This window comes from Streptomyces sp. NPDC047130, assembly GCF_040643475.1.
Lineage (GTDB): Bacteria > Actinomycetota > Actinomycetes > Streptomycetales > Streptomycetaceae > Streptomyces.
Genome location: NZ_JBEYUK010000003.1, coordinates 147317 through 165888, shown reverse-complemented (window position 1 = coordinate 165888; position 18572 = coordinate 147317). Strand labels below are relative to the sequence as shown.

Here is an 18572-nt window from a genome sequence, read left to right as displayed (position 1 = left end):
GGGCTCACCCTCGGAAGGGCTGCGTCAGGGTCAGGACCAGCAGCCCCTGACTCGAGGTGACCCCCTCCGGGGTGGCACAGGCCAGCAGATCGGGAGCGGGATACGTGCCGACGAGGTTGAAGATGTAGCCGTCGAACTGACCGGCGGTCACCGTACCCACGGAGGTGCCGACCGTCTGCCCCACGGGACGGGTGACCACGAAGGTCGAGGTGATCTCGGAGTCGGGCCCCTCGTTCCAGTCCAGGATGCTGACCCCCGTGGTCACCGGCGACGACGTGGGCAGGCAGCCGGCGTCCACCGTGTACTCGAAGCCGAGCTGCGCGGTGTCCACGCTGCCGCCACCCCTGCAGGTGTACGTGGCGTTCGCCGTGATGCGCGTCGGCTTGGAGACGAGCGTCAGACCGGGGTCGTAGTGCTGTGTGGCGGAAGTCGTGCACACGATGGCCAGGGGGTCCGCGGCCTGGGCCGGTCCGCCGGAGGTCACGAGCGCGCCGAAGGACGCGAGGCAGCAGGCGAGCGGAGTGGCGAGGCGTCGGAAACGATGCATGGCTGTCCTCCCAGGAAGCGCGGCACGGCGCATTGCTTCCCCTGCCCGTACGATGACCGCTCCTCGAGGGGATGTAAACGGCCGTCACGGGAACGGCCGGAAAAACAGCCGAGCCGTGCGCGCGCCGGTACCTCTCGGCGCTGGGCGGGGAGGGCTACCCCGACGACCTTCCGAACGGGAACTGCCGGACCTACGGCTCCCAGGGCTCCGCCACCGCCGGCACCTCCCCCTTCGCATCGGTTACCGCCCGCACGGCGGACTGCTCCGCGACGAGGAGGGGCGTTCACCACCTCGACGGGACTTCACCGGAAGCGTCACGCTCGACGGCACCCGTCACGGCATCGCCCGCAGCGAGCACTGAACGGGTGAGCGTTGTGCCCCCGTCCACCCTCGCCGGATAATGTCATCGACTTCAACAGCCGGGTTCTCGGCCGGTGCACCGCCCTTCCCGTGCTCCGCCGAAGCCACCGGACGGAGGCGTCCCGATGTCCGAACCCTTACGCATCCACCCGCTCCGCGGAGCCCCGCCACGGCGGGAGCCGGAACTGCGCCAACTGGTCGAGGAACACTACGACAACGAACCGCTGATGCGGCTCGCCGGCGAAATCCACTTCGACATGTCCCTCAGCCGGGCCGACGTGGAAGCGGTCCTGCGGATCTACGACCGCCCGGCGCCACGGACCGTGTATCTGCCCTGCGCCGGAACGCTGCGCCACGTGGCACCCCTGCTGGAACGCGGCTGCACCGAACTGCTCGCCGTCGACCTGTCGTTGGGCAGCCTCTCCGCAGGGCTTTCGCGCAACGTGCCGCCGACCGCCGCCTCCAGGCTCACCGTCTGCCACGGTGACGTCCGTGACGCAGGAGAGGTGCTGTCCGGCAGAGGCGCCGATCTCGTCCTCCTGGGCGGCAACAGCTTGGGCGACCTCACGGACCCCCACGGGCACGCTGAGTTGCTCGCGGCCCTGGCCCGCTCGCTGGCTCCGGACGGTGTGCTGATCTTCGACTACGTGGGCGACCGTTACCTGCCCGGCCATGGTTCTCGGTCCACCGAGTGGCCGGAGACCCTTCGTACGGCCGACGGCGACATCGAGGTGCTCGACCGGAGGACGCGGTCCGTCTCGCCGCTCGGCGGATCGCCCATGTCGGTCCTGACCATCACTTGCGAAATCGTGGAGACCGGAACCGGAACCCCGGTGGTACCACGCCACTCCTACCGCAAGCTGATCGTGCCTGACGAACTGCTGACCCGGCAGTTCAGGCAGGCCGGACTGGAACTGAGCAACGTCGGCCCCGTGGCGGAGTGGTCGACGTACCACCGCGACCGCATTGCTCACTCCGCTGACCTCGGCATGCTCGGGGAACCCAATTGCTGGTACACGGCCGTGAAAGTCCGACAGCGGTGAGGAGACGGGGCGTCATGAGTGCTCTCGAGATCCGCCCTTCGGCCACCCACGGTCGCGGGGTCTACGCGACCCGCCCCTTCGCGCAGGGCGAAGTGGTGGAATCCTGCCCGGTCCTGGTCGTCCCCGCAGCACAGCGCGCCCTCCTCGACCGGACGTCGCTGTACGAGTACTACTTCTACTGGCAGGACGGAGCCGCGGCCCTCGCGCTCGGATACGGCAGCCTTTACAACCACTCCTCCGAACCTCTCGCCCGGTACCGCAAGAACTTCGACGCCGACACGATCGACATCGTGGCCGTGCGGGCTGTCCTTCCTGGCTCCGAGATCACCGTCGACTACACCGACGGCGGCGCCAACCCCCTGTGGTTCGCCCCGGCAACGTGAGCGGCTGCGGGTGGACGGACGTCGCGGAGGTCCGCTCCGGTGTGCATGACGTTTCGCCGCGCCACCGACCACGATGCGGACGAGCCACGTTGTCATCCTGCACCGGCGGCAATCTCCGCGACCGGGTGCTGCAGTTCACTTCATCCGATCACGGTCCGGCTGTGCGGTTCATGTCCGGACTGCCGAATCATCGCACCGCCCCCCGCCCACGCAGGACAGGGAACCCATCGGCCGGACAGGGGAGTTCCCGCTCCGCCGTACGCCATTGGAGGGTGGTGTCCCGTGCCGTGCCACCGTGTGCCGGCACCGACCGTGCATGATCGCCGAGCCGGAAGACGGGGGCGACGCGATGTCGTCTCGCGGCACTCTTACTCCGGGAAGCGAACATGGAATCCGCGCCCGTCCGTCCTGATCGAGCCGAACCCACCACAAGCCCCGTGGACACGCGCTCGCCGCACACCGTGGTGCCGGCCCAGTCGTACAGCGACCGGCCTCGGCTCGCCGAGGTGCCCGGCGCGCCGTTCGGCCTCAGAGGCCGCAGGGTCGCCGTCGTCGGGCTCGGTTACGTGGGCCTGCCCACCGCCCTCGCCCTCCGCGAGGCCGGAGCCGGCATCATCGGCATCGACGTCAGCACCGCCAGGCTGGAAGACATCCGCACCTGTCAGGTGGACCTCCAGCCGCAACACCTGGCGCAGACGGCGGAAGCGGTACGGGCCCCGGACTTCCATCTGACGGACGACCCGGCGGCAGTGGAGGCGGCGGACACCGTCGTCCTCTGCGTGCCCACGCCGGTCGACCGGCACAAGGTCCCCGACCTAGGCATGCTGTCGGCCGCGTGCGCCGCGGTGGTGCGGCACGCGCGGAAGGGCCAGCTGATCGTGCTCACGTCCACCAGCTACGTCGGCACCACCCGGGACATGCTCGTCGAGCCGCTCGAAGCACGTGGGCTGGCCGTGGGCACGGACATCTTCGTCGCGTTCGCCCCGGAACGGATCGACCCCGGCAATCCGGCGCACGGACAGGAGCGGACGCCTCGCGTCTTCGGCGGCGCCGACCCGCGCAGCGCCGACCGCGCGGCAGCGTTCCTGTCCGCCACGGCGCCGTACGTACACCGTCTCGCCTCGGCGGAGGCGGCCGAGATGACCAAGCTCTGGGAGAACACCTTCCGGGCCGTGAACATCGCCCTCGCCAACGAACTCTCCGACGGCTGCCAGGCGTTGGGACTCGATCCGCGTCCCGTCATCGAAGCCGCCGCCACCAAGCCCTTCGGCTTCATGCCCTTCTACCCGGGCCCCGGAGTGGGCGGACACTGCATCCCGTGCGACCCGCACTACCTCCTGTGGCAACTGCGCACCACGCAGGCCGAATCCCCACTGGTCGAGACGGCGATGCGAGCCATCGCACGGCGTCCCGGCAGCGTGGTGAGCCAGGTCGTCGAGCGGCTCGCCCGAGCGGGCACCCCGGTCGCGGGAGCGCGCATCCTGATCGTGGGGATCGCGTACAAGGAGGAGGTGGCCGACCTGAGGGAGAGCCCCGCCCTGGAGATCTACGGCCGGCTCGCCGCGGCGGGCGCCCGCGTCGCGTACGCCGACCCCCTGGTGCCGACGGCTCGCCTCGGCGGAACCCTCGTCGAGGCGGTGACCGACCCCGCCGCCGAGGAGTGGGACCTCGTGGTGATCCACACCCTGCACCGCGGCACCGACCTGAGCTGGCTGGACGAGAACACGGCCGTGGTCGACGTCGGCCACCGACTGTCCGCGGCGGAAGGGCTGCCCCGGTGAACGTCGCCGACAGCACCGACGTCCGCTCCCGCTCCGGCCGCCCCTCCCGGGCCATGACCGGCGTGCCGGCTCCCCGCGCGAGGGGCCGGGTGACCGAGCGGCTCGGGCATGCCGACCCGGTGGTCCGGCACGGCCTGCGCCGCCTGCTCGTCCTCCTGTGCCTGTCCCCGCTCCTCCTGCTCCTGGCTGGCGCCACGCTGCGCCTCACCGAGCCGACCCTCCCGCTGGCCTACGGGTGCGTCGTCCTGGCCGGCTCGATCGCCGTGCTCTACATCGCCTACACCCGGTACGAGGACCCCTCCACCGGCCCGCTGACCGTCCGTCGCCGTCACGCGGTCGGCATGCAGTTCCCCCCGCTGCCCGCTGAGCCGTCCGTGACCTTCCTGCTGGCGGTCAAGGACGAGGTGGACGGCATCGAGGCCTGCGTCCGCTCCATGGTCGCCTCCGACTGCCCACGGGTGCGCGTCACCGTGATCGACGACCACTCCTGCGACGGCACGGCGGACGTGCTGCGCCGACTCCGCGACGAGCTCGGCATCACCGTCATCCACCTCGACGAGAACCTCGGCAAGAAGCAGGCGCTGGTCACCGCGTGTGCGGGGGTGGACACCGATGTCATCGCCTTCACCGACTCCGACTGCGTCCTCGCCCCCGACGCGCTGAGGCGGTGCGTCCGGGCTCTCGTGCGCAACCCCTCGCTCGGCGCCGTCAGCGGCCACTGCCGGGCGCTCAACGCCTCGGCCGGCCTCCTCACCCGCGTCCAGGACACCTGGTACGAGGGCCAGTTCCGCGTCATCAAGGCCGCGGAGGCGTCCTTCGGCTCGGTCACGTGCGTTTCCGGACCCCTGGCGGTCTTCCGCCGCGACGCCGTCTACAACTACCTCCCCGCCTGGGCCGACGACCACTTCCTGGGCGCCCCCTTCAAGTTCGCCACGGACCGGCAGCTGACCGGCTACGTCCTCGGCCAGCCCTGGAAGGGCCGCGCGCTGAAGGCCCGTTACGCCGACTCGCCCTTCGTCGCCGCAGAGGACTTCCCCGAACGTCCCTGGCAGGTCGGGTACGTGCGCTCCGCCGAGGTCTGGACCGACGTACCCGCCCGGCTGCGCCCCCTGCTGCGTCAACAGGTGCGCTGGAAGAAGAGCTTCATCCGCAACCTGGTCTTCACCGGCGGATTCATGTGGCGCCGGGGTGCCGGTCCCGCCACCCTCTTCTACGGGCACGTGCTCTGGGTCCTGGCAGCTCCCGTCCTGGCCTTCGTACACCTGATCCGGGCACCGCTGCACGGTGCCTTCCTGCTCACGGGTCTGTATCTCCTCGGAGTGCTTCTCAAGGGCTTCGCCTGGGCCTTCGCGTACCGCATCGATCACCCCGGTGACCGCCGCTGGCGCTACCGCCCGCTCATGAGCCTGTTCTCCGCCGTCGTCCTGGCGTGGCTGTTGCCGTACGCACTGCTCACCGTCCGCAGGGGCGTCTGGTCGAGGGGCGCGGCATGAGCAAGAAACTGCGGCGCGCGTGGGACGCCCTCACCGGCACCGTGCTCCTGCTCGGCGCCGGCGTCGTGTACCTCCTCGTACTCTCCCGGGGGAACCTTCCGTGAACACGTCACCGTGGACACCTTCGCCACCGCCCGCCGGACAGGCACCCGGCGCCCGGCGGGGCGGGGCCCGGGGCGTCCGCCTCCTCTCCGGCGCGCTCGCGTGCGTGCTTCTCGCCCTGCCGTTCCACCTGGCGTGGACCTACGACACACACCGCCGGGCCGTCACCGCGCAGGAGGATCCGCCCGGCACGTCCGAGGCACCGCGGACACCGCACGCGGGTGCCGGCTCCTCCGACCGCCCCACGACACCCGGCGCCCCCGTGGTGCTGGCCTACCACGACGTCGGACACAGCGGCCGCAGCCGGTACACGGTCACCCCGCAGGCCTTCGAGGACCAGATCGCCGCCCTCGCGCGTGCCGGGTACCGCAGCCTGAGCAGCTCGGACTTCCTGGCCTACCTCCGCACCGGCCGTGCCTCCGCCCCCCGGACGGTGTTCATCACCTTCGACGACGGCACGCACGGACTCTGGGTCCACGCCGACCGCATCCTGGCGAAGTACCGCATGCGGGCCGCAGCCTTCCTGATCACCGGCCAGGTCGGCCGCCACCGCCCGTACTACCTCTCCTGGGCGGAGATCGAGCGGATGCGGGCATCGGGCCGCTGGGACTTCGAGAACCACACCCACGACCTGCACCATCGTGCTGCCGTGGACCGGACGGGCCGCCAGGAGCCGGCGCTCGGCAGCCGGCTGTGGCTGCCGGACAAGAAGCGCGCGGAAACACGCTCCGAGTACCGGGAGAGGGTCGGCGAGGACCTGGACGTCTCGCTCCGCGCCTTCGCGGAGCACGACCTGCCGCGCCCCCGACTGTTCGCCTTCCCGTTCTCCGACACCCCGGCGCACTCGGGGGCGGACGGGGCAACGGCGGAGGAGGGCGCCCACTCGACCGAGGTCCTCCTCACGGAGATGCTGCGCGCCCGTTTCGACGCCCGGCTCACCAACCGCGCCGACCGGCCGTTGCCCGCCGGAGCGCGGGCCGCGGCCGCCGGGCAGGTGCAGCGACTGGAGGTCAACCGCGGGACCACCGCGGCCGACCTGCTCGACGGACTCGCGCGCTTCACCGCCCAGGACCCCGCCACCTGCCGGAATCCGCTGCGGGAGCCGGCCCGGTGGGAGCGCACCGACGGGACCGGGCACACCGGGCTGGGAGCTCTCACCGGCCAGGGCCCCTACCCCGGCCGCACCGGTTACGCCTCCGCCGCCTACCTGCCCATGGGTTCCGCCGACTGGAGCGGGTACACCGTGACCACCACGATCGGACGGCTCGCCGCCCACGGCAACAACGTCGGCCTCGTCGTGCGTCACCACAGCCGCGAACCGGTCACCATCACCCTCAGCGACAGCTACGTGCGCGTCTTGACCGGCACCGGGGCCGGACGCCGGGAGGTCGCCCGCCGTGAACTGGTCAGCGCTCCGCGGCACCGGTTGAAGGTCACCGTCGAGGAGAAGCGGACGGTCGTGACCGTCGACGGATCCGTCCGCATCGAACGGCCGACGACCCGCGCGGTGACCGGGGGAGACGCCACGGGAGGCATCGCCATCAGCACCCGCAACGGTGACGCGGCAACCCCGTACCCGCGCTTCACCTCGATGACCGTCGCCTCTCCGCAGGGGCGGCCCCGCACGACCGCGTCAGGGGCCGCCCGGTGACGTCGACCGGCCGTCGAAGCAGGCCCTCCCGGCGCGTCGTCCTGGGAGCCGCGCTGGCCGTCGCAGCCGGTGCCGGCGTCCTGGCACACCCGGCACGGCCGGAACGAGAGGCTCCCGTCCCCGGACCGGACGGCAAGGCGGCGCTGCCCGAACCCCCGGCCCCCACCCCGTCCGGGGCGTCCGCCGGGCCTCCCTTCCAACCGTCGTTTCCCCGGAGCGGTCTGGTCACCAACGAATACGCCTTCCGCCACCCCGACGCCCCCGACGCCCGGGTCGACCCGCACTGGACGGTCACCAGTGGTTCCCTCTTCGGACAGGGGGGAAGCGGCTGGAGCGGCGTCCCCGACGGCCTGTCCCCCGACCCGGCCTCACGGCTGCGTACGGGGTCGGCGGTGCTGCGCGTCGTCACCCGGCGCACAAACTTCGGCGACGTCACGGTCGGCGGCCGGTTCCACCTTCACCCCCCGGGCAGCACCGCACGCACGCCCGCCACGGCCTGGGACGGAGGCCACCTGTTGCTCCGCTACCGGAGCCCGCAGGAGCTGTACGCCTTCAGCTTCAGCCGTCGCGACGGTGCCGTGGCCATCAAACGCAAGGCCCCGCGCACAGGTTCCGGCGAAGGCGTCTACACCACACTCACCCAGGCCACCTCGCTCTTCGGCTACGAGACCTACCGCCACGTCGCGGCACAGGCGGTGACCACCGCAAGCCGTTCGGTCGTGCTACGCCTGTGGGTGGCGGGCCGACTGATCCTGCAGGCCGAAGACACCACACCGGGGCGGCTGGCCGGACCGGGCGCGGTGGGCGTGCGCGGGGACAACACCGAGTTGCTGTTCCAGAACTTCTCCGCCGTGCAGTCCGGCGGAGCCGCACCACGGTCACTTCGCGCGGGGCGGATGGCCTGACGTGCGCGAGTCCGTCGGACCGGGGACTGCCGTGTGAGCGCCGTTGGTCCGCCCCGCGCGCGTCCGCGCAGCGGGTCCGGCAACGGCGAAGGCTCCGCGGTGCCGGTCGGCGACGCTCACCCGATCCGCCTGGCCGCAGCTTCGTGCCCGGGTCGCGCAGGTCCACACGCCTGTACGTCCGGTCCGCGCGAGGAGGGCCGCAGCGCGAGGAGGGGGGCGCCACCCGCCGACTTGCGGGTGGCGCCCCTCCTCCGTGGGGTGTGGCCGGCGAAGGACGCCGGAGGAGGGGTCCTGTCGCCTTCGGCGCCGTCAGCGGCCTCGTTCGGCACCGGAGCGTCACATCAGCTTCTAGCCGTCGATGAACCGGTAGGACTTGAACAGGAAGGTGATGCTGCTGCCGGGCGACACCGGGTTGGCCAGGAGGGCGCAGCTGGTGTCCGTGTACAGCACGACGGTGGCGTCGGTCTGGTTGCTCACGCTGGTGCCGAGGGTGGAGACCAGCTTGCAGCTGTCCAGCTCGGGATCGACGACCTGCTGGTTCCCGCCGAGGAGGTCGGTGTAGTAGAAGGTGCCGGAAGCGTTGGCCGTGGTCGTGGTCGCCATGGCCTGGCCGGACAGGAGCATGGTGGCGGCGAGGGCCGCCACCGCGGTGGTGACGGTGCGGGTCAAGCGGGGCACGATGGTGTCCTTTCTCGAAGGCGCCGCCCAGTGATGCGTCCTCCGTGCCCGTCCTGGACACGATTCGCTGGGGGACACGAGGGTGAAGGCCGACGGCCTCGTCGGTGACGGCAGTGTGGTGCCGTCGGACCTACGGCGGCCATGGCCCGTGAGGGGGGCGCGCACACTGCCCCGTCCGGCGCACTCCCCGTGTGAACGCCTGATGCCCTGTGTCCGTCGAACGGTCCCTGCGCGACCGCGGGGCCCTGCGGTCCGTGTTCACCGGACCCGGTGACAATCGGGTCCGCGCCGTTCGCACGGCAAGGCGCCCCCATGCCACCCGGGCAGGGAGGCTTAGGGGCGCGCGCACGTGGAAACGACTACCCCCGAACGATCGTCGTGACGACGGCCGGCTACCCGGGGAGGGGTCCGACGTGGATGAGCCCTTGTACCTGAGACCCACGGTGGACCCGCCGATCGGCGCGCTCCTGGCGGACCGGCAGTTCCTGTGCTCCCTCGTCGACGCGCTCGGGTCCCCGCTCAACGTGCTGCTGCCCGAGACCGTGGCGGAGAACGCCGCCCGCTTCCGCGCCGTCTACCGCCGCCACCACCTCACCGGCCGCGTCCACTTCGCCCACAAGGCGAACCGGTCCAGCGCCCTGGTCCGGAGACTCGCGGCCGAGGACCCGGCCGCCGTGGGCATCGACGTCGCCTCCCTGGAGGAGCTCCGGCACGCCCTCGCGAGCGGCTTCACCGGTGACCGCATCATGGCGACCGGCCCCAAGGACACCGCGTTCCTCTGGCTGGCGGCGCGGGTGGGAGCGACGGTGAACCTGGACTCCCGCGGGGAGCTGGAACGGCTGTCCCGCCTGGTACGCCGGCACGGCCTCGGCCGGGTCGCGGTACTGGTGCGCCTGTCCGGCTTCGAGTCGGACGCCGCCCACGGTGGCGCGGGCGCCCGGCTGCTCTCCCGGCGCAGCCGCTTCGGCACGCCGGTCCGGGACGCGCACGCACTGATGGCGGACCTCGAACGCGACGCGGACGCCGTGGAGTTCGTCGGCGCCGCCTACCACCTCGACACCACCGCCGTGGAGGAGAAGGCACGGGCACTGGAGCAGTGCGTGCTCTTCCTCGACGAGTGCCGCACCCGGGGGCTGACGCCGCGCGCCGTCGACATCGGGGGCGGGTTCGGCGTCGGTTATGTCGCCGAGGCGGCGGAGTGGGAGCGCTGGACGACGGCGCTGAGCGAGGCGGTGCTCGGAGTCCGCCCGCCCCTGACCTGGCGCGGTCACGGCTACGGGCTGCGCAACGAGGGCGGCACGGTGCGCGGTGCCGCCGCGCTCTACCCCGCCCACCGCCCCACCGCCGGCCCCGGCTACCTCGACGAACTGCTCTCCCGTCCCGCACCCGCGCTGGGACGCCCGCCCGCCACCCTGCTGCTGGAGCACCTCCACGACCTGCACATCGAACCCGGGCGCGCCCTGGTCGACCAGTGCGGACTGTCGCTGGCCCGGGTGCTGGACGTGCGCCCCGCGGACCCGGACTCCGGTCACCATCTGGTGCACCTCGCGATGAACGCCGGCGACATGAGCCTGGAGGAGCACGGAGTGCTGGTCGATCCCGTCCTGCTGCCACGCGGCGAAGCGGCGGCGGGCGACGGGGAACCGGTCGGCGTGTACCTCACGGGCAATCTCTGCCTGGAAGGCGACCTCCTCACCCGCCGCCTGGTCTTCCTGCCCCGGCTGCCCCGGGCGGGGGATCTGCTGGCCTTCGTCAACACCGCCGGATACGCCATGGACTTCCGGGCCCATCACGCGCAGCGGCATCCCCTCGCGCGGACGGTCGCGGTCGAGCGGCGGGGCGGCTCCTGGCACTGGTGCCCGGACGAGGACTACTGGCCGGCCGGCCCCGACGAGGAGGGAACAGCCCCACCCGCACCTCCCGGTGTCCGGCCCGCTCCGGACGCCGGGCCGCTGCCCGCCCCCTCCGGCACCTGAGGAGACCGGCGGGAGGGGGAGGGGCCGCACGGGCCCGGCCCGGCGAGCGGGGACCTCAGCGGGGGGCCTCAGAGCGCCAGGCTCATCAGGATCTCGTCCCGGTCGTCGCCGGGCGCCACCCGTAGCGCGCCCGGCCACCTGCCGACCTCCGTCCAGCCCGCCTTGCGGTAGAAGACCTCCAGTCCCAGACCCGAGCGCACGGCGAGTTGCAGCCGCTCCAGCCCCATGTGGTCGCGCGCGACGCCCCGGACGTGCCTCATCAGCGCGGCCCCCACCCCCGTGCCGCGGAAGTCCACGTGCGTCTGCACGTGGTTCACCACACCGCAGTGCGACACCAGGGGGTGCCGTTCGCGGCGCAGCAGCAGCCAGCCCGCGAGCGCGCCGTCCACCGTCGCCCGGACGAGTCTGCTGCGCTCCGGGGAGAGCCCGTCCGCGATCCTTTCGACCGCCGGCCGGAGCGACGCCTCGGCCACCGGCGGGAGCGGGCAGTCCAGGGGGACGACGGCCCCGCCGGCGTTGACCACCGCCGTCCAGCAGGCGGTGAGTTCCCGCCGGACGGCGGCGGTGGCGTCCTGGGGGCGGCTGAGCTGTGTGATGACGGGAGCGGGTGCCGTCCGATGCGATGTCACACGCGTCAGCCTGCCACCCGGTGAGGGATCTCCGGGCGGACCGTCCGCCTCCGCGTCGGCGCCGTGACCGCGCCGGTGTGCCCGCGGATCCAGGGCTTAGGTCCGGGAACGGGTGGAAAGGGATGCATCGCGAACAGATGTTTCTCGATCTGGTTCAGTTCCGGGCCGGTCCGGTTCGCATCGCTTCGCATCGCTTCGCTTCGCTTCGGTTCACGTCGGTTCGCGTGAGGAGGGCTGCGACCGTGCGGCCGTGGGCGGGCCTGAGGCGGGGCTTCGGGCGGCCGCGCGCGGAAGCAGAAGCGGGAGCAGGAGCAGGAACAGCCGGTCGGTCCGTCGGGAGGGGAGTGTCATGAGGTACGACAGCATCGTCGAGGCCATCGGCAACACGCCGCTGGTGCGCATCGACCCGGCCGTCCACGGCCTGCGCCACATCGACCTGTACGCCAAGCTGGAGATGCTCAACCCGTTCGGGTCGGTCAAGGACCGGGCCGCCTGGAACATGGCCCGTGACGGCCTGGCCGCGGCGGCCGGACGCGAGGCGACCGTGGTGGAGCTGTCCAGCGGCAACACCGCGAAGGCGCTGGCGCTGCTCGCCGGCATGCACGGCCTGCCGTTCAAGAGCGTCACCAACCGGATGAGGGTCCCCGAGATCAAGGAACTCCTGCTGTTGCTGGGGGCCGAGATCGAGGAACTGCCGGGACGCAGCGAATGCCTGGACCCGACCGACACCGAGGATCCCCTGACCCGCTTCCACCAGGCGCTGGCGGAGGAGGGCGGGGCCTACCTGCACACCGACCAGTACTTCAACCCGCGCAACACCGAGGCCCACGCCGTGGGCACGGGGCCGGAGATCGTGAAGGACCTCGACGGCCGGGTGCCCGACTGGTTCGTCGCCTGCGTGGGCACCGCCGGCTCGTCGACCGGGGTGGCCCGGGCGCTGCGCGAGCACGACCCGGCGGTGCGGGTGGTGGGCCTCGTCGCCGACAAGTCGGACTTCATCCCGGGCATCCGCACCCTCGACGAGGTGCACCAGGTCGGTCTCTTCGACCCGGCGACCTACGACACCATCGAACCCGTGACCTCCGACGAGGCCATCGACGGGATGCTCACCCTGATCCGCCGCTGCGGCCTGCTCTCCGGTCCGACCGGCGGTGCCGCCTACCACGGTGCCGTCCGCCACCTGCGGGCGCTCGACGCGGAGCTGACGGAGCGGCGTACCGCGGTGTTCATCGTCTGCGACCGGGCCGAGAGCTATCTGAGCTACGTCCGGCAGCGCCGCCCCGAACTCCTCGGGCGGCCCCCGAGGAAGAACTCGGTGGAGAGCCTCACCGGCGAGGAGGCCGCCCGCCTCGCGAAGGAGATGACGGCCGGGGAGGCCCGCCGGCGGCTCTCCACGAGCACCCCGCCGCCCCTGGTGGTCGACCTGCGCGGGCCCCACGCGTACGCGGCCCTGCACATCGAGGGATCCCTCAACATCCCCGACGAGCTCTTCGCCGAACTCGTCCGCGGCGGCCTCCCGTTCGCGCGCAGCCGCCCCGTCCTGCTGGCCTGTCCGGTCGGCGAACGGTCGGCCCGCTACGCCGCCCTGCTGACCCGCATGGGCCACCCCGACGTGCACAGCCTGGCCGGCGGCATCGTCGCCTGGCGGGACTCCGGCGCGCCCCTGGTCCGGGACTGAACCATGACGCACCGGACCACGACGCACCCGCCCTACGACCCGGAACGCGAGCTGAAGGACCTCGAGCCCTGGCAGCGCGAGCTGCGCGAGCAGTTCCCCATCATCACCGGCAACCCGGACCTCGCCTACCTGGACAGCGCCGCCACCGCCCAGAAGCCGCAGGCCGTCCTCGACGCCGTCCACGCCTACCTGACCACCTCCAACGCCAACGCCGCCCGCGGTTCCTACCTCTGGGCGAACCGCACGACCGAGCTGGTGGAGCGCGCGAAGGACCGGGTCCGGTCCTTCCTGGGCGACCCGGAGGCGGGCTCCGGCCGCCCCCGCTCGGGCGTCCGGTTCACCGGCGGCACCAGCGAAGGGCTCAGGACCGTCGCCCGCGACTGGCTGGCGGACCGGCTCGCCGACGGCGACGAGATCCTCGTCCCGGGCGCCGACCACCGGGCGAACCACGATCCGTGGCTGGAGGTCCAGCGGCTGCTCGCCGACCGGGGCGTGCACGTGCGGGTGCGGGAGCTGCCGTACCAGGCGGGGTCCGGCGACTACGACCACCGCGCGTTCCCCGGCCTGGTCGGGCCGCGGACCCGTTTCGTCGCCGCCACCCACGTCCACCACGTCCACGGCGGTGACATGAACGTGCACCGGATCCGGGAGGCCGTCGGCCCCGACGTGCCGATCTGCCTGGACGCCGCGCAGAGCGTCGGGCACCTGCCGGTCTCCGTGGAGCGACTGGACGTCGACTTCGTCGTGTTCTCCGGCCACAAGGCGCTGGCGCTGCCCGGCACCGGAGCCGTCTGGTCACGCGACACCCGGGGACCGGCCTTCCGCCCCGGCGGCTGGCAGGGCACCCCCAACACGGCCGGGATCGCCTCCCTCGAGGCCGCACTGTGCTGGCTCGACGCCGCCGGCACCGACCGGATCGACCGGTGGACCACCGCCCTCGCCGCCCGCCTGACGGACGAGCTGCGGCACTGCCCGTCCTACGAGATCCTCGGCTGCCAGGCCAGTCTGGCCGCCGGGCCGGCCGTGCAGCGACGCCACGGCATCGTGACCTTCCGCCACCGCGACATCCCCTCCGACGACCTCGGGTTCATCCTGGACAGCCACGGATTCATGGTGCGCGCCGACGCCCTCTGCCAGGCCGGGCAACCCGAGGAGCAAGGATCGGTCCGGGTCAGCGTGCATGTGTACAACACGGTCGAGGAAATCGATCGCCTGCTGACCGTTCTTGTGGAACTCGCCTGACACATCACCTCCTGCGAAATGGGAACCGTTTCCAGTAGTAGATTGGCCCGCAGTCGCCGACGGGTCCGTACGCGGCGCGGCGGAAAGGTTGTCCGGTTCCATGGGCGTGAGCATGTCGACAGCGCAGCGGTGGGTGGAGCGCTGGGAGCTGCAGCAGGAGCACTACGCGCTCGACCGCGAGACGCGGTTCACGGTGATCGCCGACGTGGTCGAGCACCTGGTCGGCGAACGGGAGAGGCCGCTGCTGCTCGATCTGGGCTGCGGACCGGGATCCCTGTCCGCCAGGCTCGCCGAACGCCTTCCGCACGCCGAGATCGTCGCCGTGGACATGGACCCGTTCCTGCTCGAGCTGGGCCGGACGCACCGGCCCGACGCGGCCCGTTACGTCGATGCCGTGATGGGCGCGGCGGGCTGGGCCGACGCGCTCGGGCTGGAGCGCCCGGTGGACGCCGCGGTCTCCACCACCGCCCTCCACTACCTGCCCGAACCGGTCCTCGCGACGGTCTACGGCGAGCTCGCCCGCCGGCTCGGCGCGGACGGAGCCGTGGTCAACGGGGACCACTTCCCCGCCGAGGACCCGTGGCGCGCACGACTGACCGCGCACCTCGGCCACCGCTTCGCGCAGCGGTCCCGGAGCGACGGCCGTGAGGACTGGGAGTCCTGGTGGGCGGCCGCCGCCCGGGAACAGGAGTTCGTCGACCTGCTCGAACGGCGGGAGTCCCGGTACGCGGCGCTCGAAGGGGCCGACGGCACGGGCGACGGCCTCGGCGTGTCCCGCCACGTGGAACTCCTGCGGAAGGCCGGGTTCTCCGAAGCCGGCCTGGTCTGGCAGTACGGGGACAGCGGAGTCCTGGTCGCCCGCAGGGCGTGACCTCGGAGCAGTGTCCGCCCGCCTCCGCCCGCCTCCGGGTGGCGGCCCGGAAGCGGCCCGGCCGACACTGGAGGTGGCGGGGGAGAGAGGAGAGCATCATGGCGACCGCCACCCACGCACCCCACACGGACCACCAGCACTCCCACGGCCCCGGCTGCGGGCACGTGGCCGTGCCGCACGACGACCACGTCGACTACGCCCACGACGGCCATCTCCACCGGGTGCACGAGGGTCACGCCGACGAATGCGAGGCCGGTGCACACGCCACCCATCAGAATCATGACCACCAGCACCGGCCCGGCTGCGGTCATGTGGCAGTCCCGCACCGTGACCACATGGACTACATCCACGACGGCCACCGCCACGCGGAGCACGACGGCCACTGGGACGACCACTGACCGACCGGCCCACCGGTGCCGGGGCAGCGGCCGGACGCCCGCCCCGGCGCGCCGAGGGGCGAGGGGTGACGGCCGGGGACCGAGGGCGGACCGGGCCGGACGGTGCCGTGGCTGCGACCACCGTCCGGCCCGGAGTCTTATTCGATGAGCAGGTAGTCGAACCGGGCCTCGAGGGCCGGCCGGTCCACCTCCACCAGGAGATCTTCGCGGAGGGTGCAGCAGACGCACCCGTTGGTCAGTCGTCGGGACGCAGCAGGCCGCGCTCGTACGCCTTGGCCAGGCGCTGCGGGACCAGGTGAGGGACGCCGTCCACGGTGACGGGGGCGAGCTGCGGCGTGACCGCCTTCCACTGCGCGCGGCGATGGCGGGTGTTGGAGCGGGACATCTTCCGCTTGGGAACAGCCATGGGGGCTGACCTCCTCGATGGGGGTGCTGTGGTACGACCCGGACGCTACATGAAAATGGGAATCATTAACAAAGAGCCGTTGGTGGACCGGCGGGAGGCGCCCGGCCGCGGCTCCGCCGAGTCGCGACCGGGCGCCTCCCGAGGTGACTCGGCGGTCACCAGGACGACTTGGTGACCCCCGGAAGGAACCCGGCGTGCGCCTGCTCGCGCATCCGGACGCGGGAGAGGCCGAACTTGCGCAGGTGGCCACGGGGCCGGCCGTCCACGCTGTCACGGTTGCGGACCCGGGTGGCGCTCGCGTCGCGCGGCTGACGGCGCAACTCCGCCCAGGCGGCGGTGCGTTCGGCGTCCGAGGTGCCGGGGCGGCGGATGGTCTCCTTGAGCTCCGCGCGCCGGGCCGCGTACCGCTCGACGGTCGCCCTGCGCTTCTCGTTCTGCGCGATCTTGCTCTTCTTCGCCATCAGACCTTCCCTCCCCGGGCGCGGATGCGCGCCACCGCGGCCTCGACGCCGATGGTGTCGACGGTCTTGATCGCCTTGGCGCTCAGGGTCAGCCGGACGTACCGGCCCTCGCTCGCGAGCCAGTAGCGCTTGTGCTGGATGTTCGGGTCGAAGCGGCGCGAGGTGCGCCGGTGCGAGTGGGAGATCTTGTTGCCGAAGCCCGGCTTGGCGCCGGTCAGTTGGCAGTGGGCGGACAAGGGGATACCTGCCTCTTCGTGGTCGGGGATGCGGTGGTGGAGCTGGTTTCGAAAATGAAAACCGTTCCCATATAGTACCGGTCATGGCACGCAACGAACTCCGCCCCGTCATCAAGCTCCGCTCCACCGCCGGCACCGGCTTCACCTACGTCACCCGCAAGAACCGCCGGAACGACCCGGACCGGATGGTGCTGCGCAAGTACGACCCGATCGCCCGCAAGCACGTCGACTTCCGCGAAGAACGCTGACCCGGCCCCGCCACCGCCCGCCCCGTCAGACCCGTCAGACCACGAAGGACATCCCATGAAGCCCGCAATCCACCCCGCCTACGGCCCCGTCGTCTTCCGCGACCGGGCGGCGAACCACGCCTTCCTGACCCGCTCCACCATGACCAGTGACAAGACCGTCGAGTGGGAGGACGGCAACACCTACCCGGTCGTCGACGTCGAGATCTCGAACGTGAGCCACCCCTTCTACACGGGCACGGCGCGCGTCCTGGACACCGCCGGACGCGTCGAGCGGTTCGAGCGCCGGTACGGCCGGATCGGGGAGAAGTGATGGCAGGGCAGGCCCCGCTGCCCGTCGTGATCGTCGGCGGGCTGCACTCCGCCGCGCGCAAGGAGGCCGTGGACGGTCTGCTGCGCGCCGTGCCCGGCAGCGTGGCGCTCCACCACGACCTGTCCACGGCGGCCGACGGCACCGTGCTGCGCGTGGTGCGCGACGCCTCGGGCGAGCTGTCCCGAGGTGACACCCGGCTGGTCAACGACTGCGCCTGCTGCGCGCTGCGCGAGGATCTGGTCCCCGAGCTGGAGCGGCTCGCGGACGGTGGTTCGACCCGGCTCGCCGTCGTCGAGCTGTGGGACTCGGTCGAGCCGAAGGCCATGGCGGAGGTGATCGCCGCGCACGGCGCCGGCGCCCTGGAACTCACCAACGTGATCACGGCGGTCGACCCCGCGCTCGTCCTGCCCTGCCTCGGCAACGGCGACGACCTCGCCGAGGCGGGCCTCGCCGCCGCCGCGACCGACCGGCGCACGGTCGGCGACACCTGGGCCCGGCAGCTGGAGTACGCCCCGGTCCTCGCCGTCGTCGACAGCGACGAGGCCGACGACGAGGACCGCGCCCTGCTCGCCCAGCTCCACCCCACCGCCCGCCGGGCCCCGGCCGGATCCGGCGAACTCGCCCGACTGGCCTTCGCGGGCTTCGACGTGGACGCCGCGGCGGCCGCCCAGCATCCCGCCTGCGCCCTCCTCCCGCAGGAAGCCGACGAGGCCGGGGTGGCCACCTTCGTCTGGCACCGCGACCGGCCCTTCCACCCCGAACGCCTCTACGAGGCGCTCGAGGACCTGTGCTGCGCCGCCGCCCGCAGCCGGGGCCGGTTCTGGCTCGCCGACCGCCCCGACACCCTGCTCGCCTGGGACTGCGCGGGCGGGGCCCTGTGCGTGGAGAGCACCGGCCCGTGGCTCGCCGCGCTGCCGGACGCCGCCTGGGAGATGGTGCCGCCCGCGCGCCGGGCGGCCGCCGCCCTGGACTGGCACGACGAGCACGGCGACCGCTGCCAGCACCTGGTCTTCACCTCACCCGGTCTCGACCGGGACAACCTCGAGCGGCTCCTGGAGTCCTGTCTGCTCACCGACGCCGAGTACGCGGCCGGCCGCGAGGCGTGGAAGCACCTGCCCCGCGCCTTCGACGCCCTCCTCGACGCCGCCTGACCCACCACGACACCCACCTACGA

The 18572-nt window shown here is 72.3% G+C and carries 20 protein-coding genes and 1 pseudogene; 14 read left to right on the top strand and 7 right to left on the bottom strand.

Annotated elements, in window-relative coordinates; all coding sequences use genetic code 11:
• Positions 1 to 4: 4 nt before the first annotated feature.
• Positions 5 to 547 carry a hypothetical protein gene (locus ABZ836_RS05880; protein ID WP_361139693.1) on the bottom strand — a complete coding sequence of 181 codons (543 nt, stop codon included), beginning with the start codon at positions 545 to 547 and terminating at the stop codon, positions 5 to 7.
• Positions 548 to 1032: 485 nt separating this feature from the next.
• Between ABZ836_RS05880 and ABZ836_RS05875 the strand changes: the two genes are divergently transcribed.
• From ABZ836_RS05875 to ABZ836_RS05850, 6 genes are all read left to right on the top strand, one after another.
• Positions 1033 to 1950: a hypothetical protein gene (locus ABZ836_RS05875; RefSeq protein ID WP_361139690.1), complete on the top strand. Its 918-nt coding sequence runs from the start codon at positions 1033 to 1035 to the stop codon at positions 1948 to 1950.
• Positions 1951 to 1964: 14 nt separating this feature from the next.
• Entirely contained in the window at positions 1965 to 2333 is a 369-nt protein-coding gene (locus ABZ836_RS05870; RefSeq protein WP_356127567.1) for an SET domain-containing protein, read from the top strand.
• 437 nt (positions 2334 to 2770) lie between these two features.
• Positions 2771 to 4114, top strand: a complete 1344-nt coding sequence (locus ABZ836_RS05865) for a nucleotide sugar dehydrogenase (protein WP_361139686.1) — start codon at positions 2771 to 2773, stop codon at positions 4112 to 4114.
• 53 nt (positions 4115 to 4167) lie between these two features.
• The gene (locus tag ABZ836_RS05860; RefSeq protein ID WP_361140271.1) at positions 4168 to 5607 is read left to right on the top strand and encodes a glycosyltransferase; all 1440 of its coding nucleotides are present in this window, start codon (positions 4168 to 4170) and stop codon (positions 5605 to 5607) included.
• Between the two features lie 208 nt (positions 5608 to 5815).
• On the top strand, positions 5816 to 7360 hold the full coding sequence (locus ABZ836_RS05855; RefSeq protein WP_361139683.1) for a polysaccharide deacetylase family protein: 1545 nt from the start codon (positions 5816 to 5818) through the stop codon (positions 7358 to 7360).
• Entirely contained in the window at positions 7357 to 8265 is a 909-nt protein-coding gene (locus ABZ836_RS05850; protein WP_361139680.1) for a hypothetical protein, read from the top strand. Before ABZ836_RS05855 ends, ABZ836_RS05850 begins: the two co-directional genes overlap by 4 nt.
• Positions 8266 to 8613: 348 nt before the next feature.
• On the opposite strand, the gene ABZ836_RS05845 is transcribed toward ABZ836_RS05850, so the two are convergent.
• Entirely contained in the window at positions 8614 to 8943 is a 330-nt protein-coding gene (locus tag ABZ836_RS05845) for a hypothetical protein (protein WP_356127555.1), read from the bottom strand.
• Between the two features lie 413 nt (positions 8944 to 9356).
• Here ABZ836_RS05845 and ABZ836_RS05840 point away from each other — a divergent pair, with 413 nt between their 5' ends.
• Complete coding sequence (locus ABZ836_RS05840) at positions 9357 to 10919, top strand: Y4yA family PLP-dependent enzyme (RefSeq protein WP_361139677.1); 1563 nt, start codon at positions 9357 to 9359, stop codon at positions 10917 to 10919.
• A 68-nt stretch (positions 10920 to 10987) separates the two neighbouring features.
• Here ABZ836_RS05840 and ABZ836_RS05835 read toward each other — a convergent pair whose 3' ends face one another.
• Positions 10988 to 11548: a GNAT family N-acetyltransferase gene (locus ABZ836_RS05835; protein WP_356127550.1), complete on the bottom strand. Its 561-nt coding sequence runs from the start codon at positions 11546 to 11548 to the stop codon at positions 10988 to 10990.
• Positions 11549 to 11897: 349 nt separating this feature from the next.
• Here ABZ836_RS05835 and ABZ836_RS05830 point away from each other — a divergent pair, with 349 nt between their 5' ends.
• From ABZ836_RS05830 to ABZ836_RS05815, 4 genes are all read left to right on the top strand, one after another.
• Complete coding sequence (locus tag ABZ836_RS05830; RefSeq protein ID WP_361139674.1) at positions 11898 to 13226, top strand: pyridoxal-phosphate dependent enzyme; 1329 nt, start codon at positions 11898 to 11900, stop codon at positions 13224 to 13226.
• 3 nt (positions 13227 to 13229) lie between these two features.
• Entirely contained in the window at positions 13230 to 14468 is a 1239-nt protein-coding gene (locus ABZ836_RS05825) for an aminotransferase class V-fold PLP-dependent enzyme (protein WP_361139671.1), read from the top strand.
• A 100-nt stretch (positions 14469 to 14568) separates the two neighbouring features.
• The gene (locus ABZ836_RS05820) at positions 14569 to 15339 is read left to right on the top strand and encodes a class I SAM-dependent methyltransferase (protein WP_356127541.1); all 771 of its coding nucleotides are present in this window, start codon (positions 14569 to 14571) and stop codon (positions 15337 to 15339) included.
• Between the two features lie 98 nt (positions 15340 to 15437).
• Positions 15438 to 15737, top strand: coding sequence for a hypothetical protein (locus tag ABZ836_RS05815; protein ID WP_356127538.1), 300 nt, complete (start codon positions 15438 to 15440; stop codon positions 15735 to 15737).
• A gap of 140 nt (positions 15738 to 15877) precedes the next feature.
• On the opposite strand, the pseudogene ABZ836_RS05810 reads toward ABZ836_RS05815, so the two are convergent.
• The 4 genes and pseudogenes from ABZ836_RS05810 to rpmB form a co-directional block, all read right to left on the bottom strand.
• A pseudogene (locus ABZ836_RS05810) lies at positions 15878 to 15973 on the bottom strand (GTP-binding protein); the annotation flags it as partial.
• The gene (rpmF, locus tag ABZ836_RS05805) at positions 15973 to 16143 is read right to left on the bottom strand and encodes a 50S ribosomal protein L32 (protein WP_356127535.1); all 171 of its coding nucleotides are present in this window, start codon (positions 16141 to 16143) and stop codon (positions 15973 to 15975) included. The pseudogene ABZ836_RS05810 and the gene rpmF, both read right to left, overlap by 1 nt.
• Before the next feature lie 155 nt (positions 16144 to 16298).
• Positions 16299 to 16604 (bottom strand): 30S ribosomal protein S14, encoded by a 306-nt coding sequence (gene rpsN, locus ABZ836_RS05800; RefSeq protein ID WP_356127532.1) that lies wholly within the window; start codon positions 16602 to 16604, stop codon positions 16299 to 16301.
• On the bottom strand, positions 16604 to 16840 hold the full coding sequence (rpmB, locus tag ABZ836_RS05795; RefSeq protein WP_361139666.1) for a 50S ribosomal protein L28: 237 nt from the start codon (positions 16838 to 16840) through the stop codon (positions 16604 to 16606). Before rpmB ends, rpsN begins: the two co-directional genes overlap by 1 nt.
• An 83-nt stretch (positions 16841 to 16923) precedes the next feature.
• On the opposite strand from rpmB, the gene rpmG reads away from it, so the two are divergent.
• The 3 genes from rpmG to ABZ836_RS05780 are packed head-to-tail and all read left to right on the top strand — an operon-like array spanning position 16924 to position 18549.
• Positions 16924 to 17088, top strand: a complete 165-nt coding sequence (gene rpmG, locus ABZ836_RS05790) for a 50S ribosomal protein L33 (RefSeq protein ID WP_356127526.1) — start codon at positions 16924 to 16926, stop codon at positions 17086 to 17088.
• 55 nt (positions 17089 to 17143) lie between these two features.
• Entirely contained in the window at positions 17144 to 17398 is a 255-nt protein-coding gene (locus tag ABZ836_RS05785; RefSeq protein WP_356127523.1) for a type B 50S ribosomal protein L31, read from the top strand.
• Positions 17398 to 18549 (top strand): GTP-binding protein, encoded by a 1152-nt coding sequence (locus ABZ836_RS05780; protein ID WP_361139662.1) that lies wholly within the window; start codon positions 17398 to 17400, stop codon positions 18547 to 18549. The genes ABZ836_RS05785 and ABZ836_RS05780 overlap by 1 nt, the downstream gene beginning before the upstream one ends.
• The last annotated feature ends 23 nt before the right edge of the window (positions 18550 to 18572 follow it).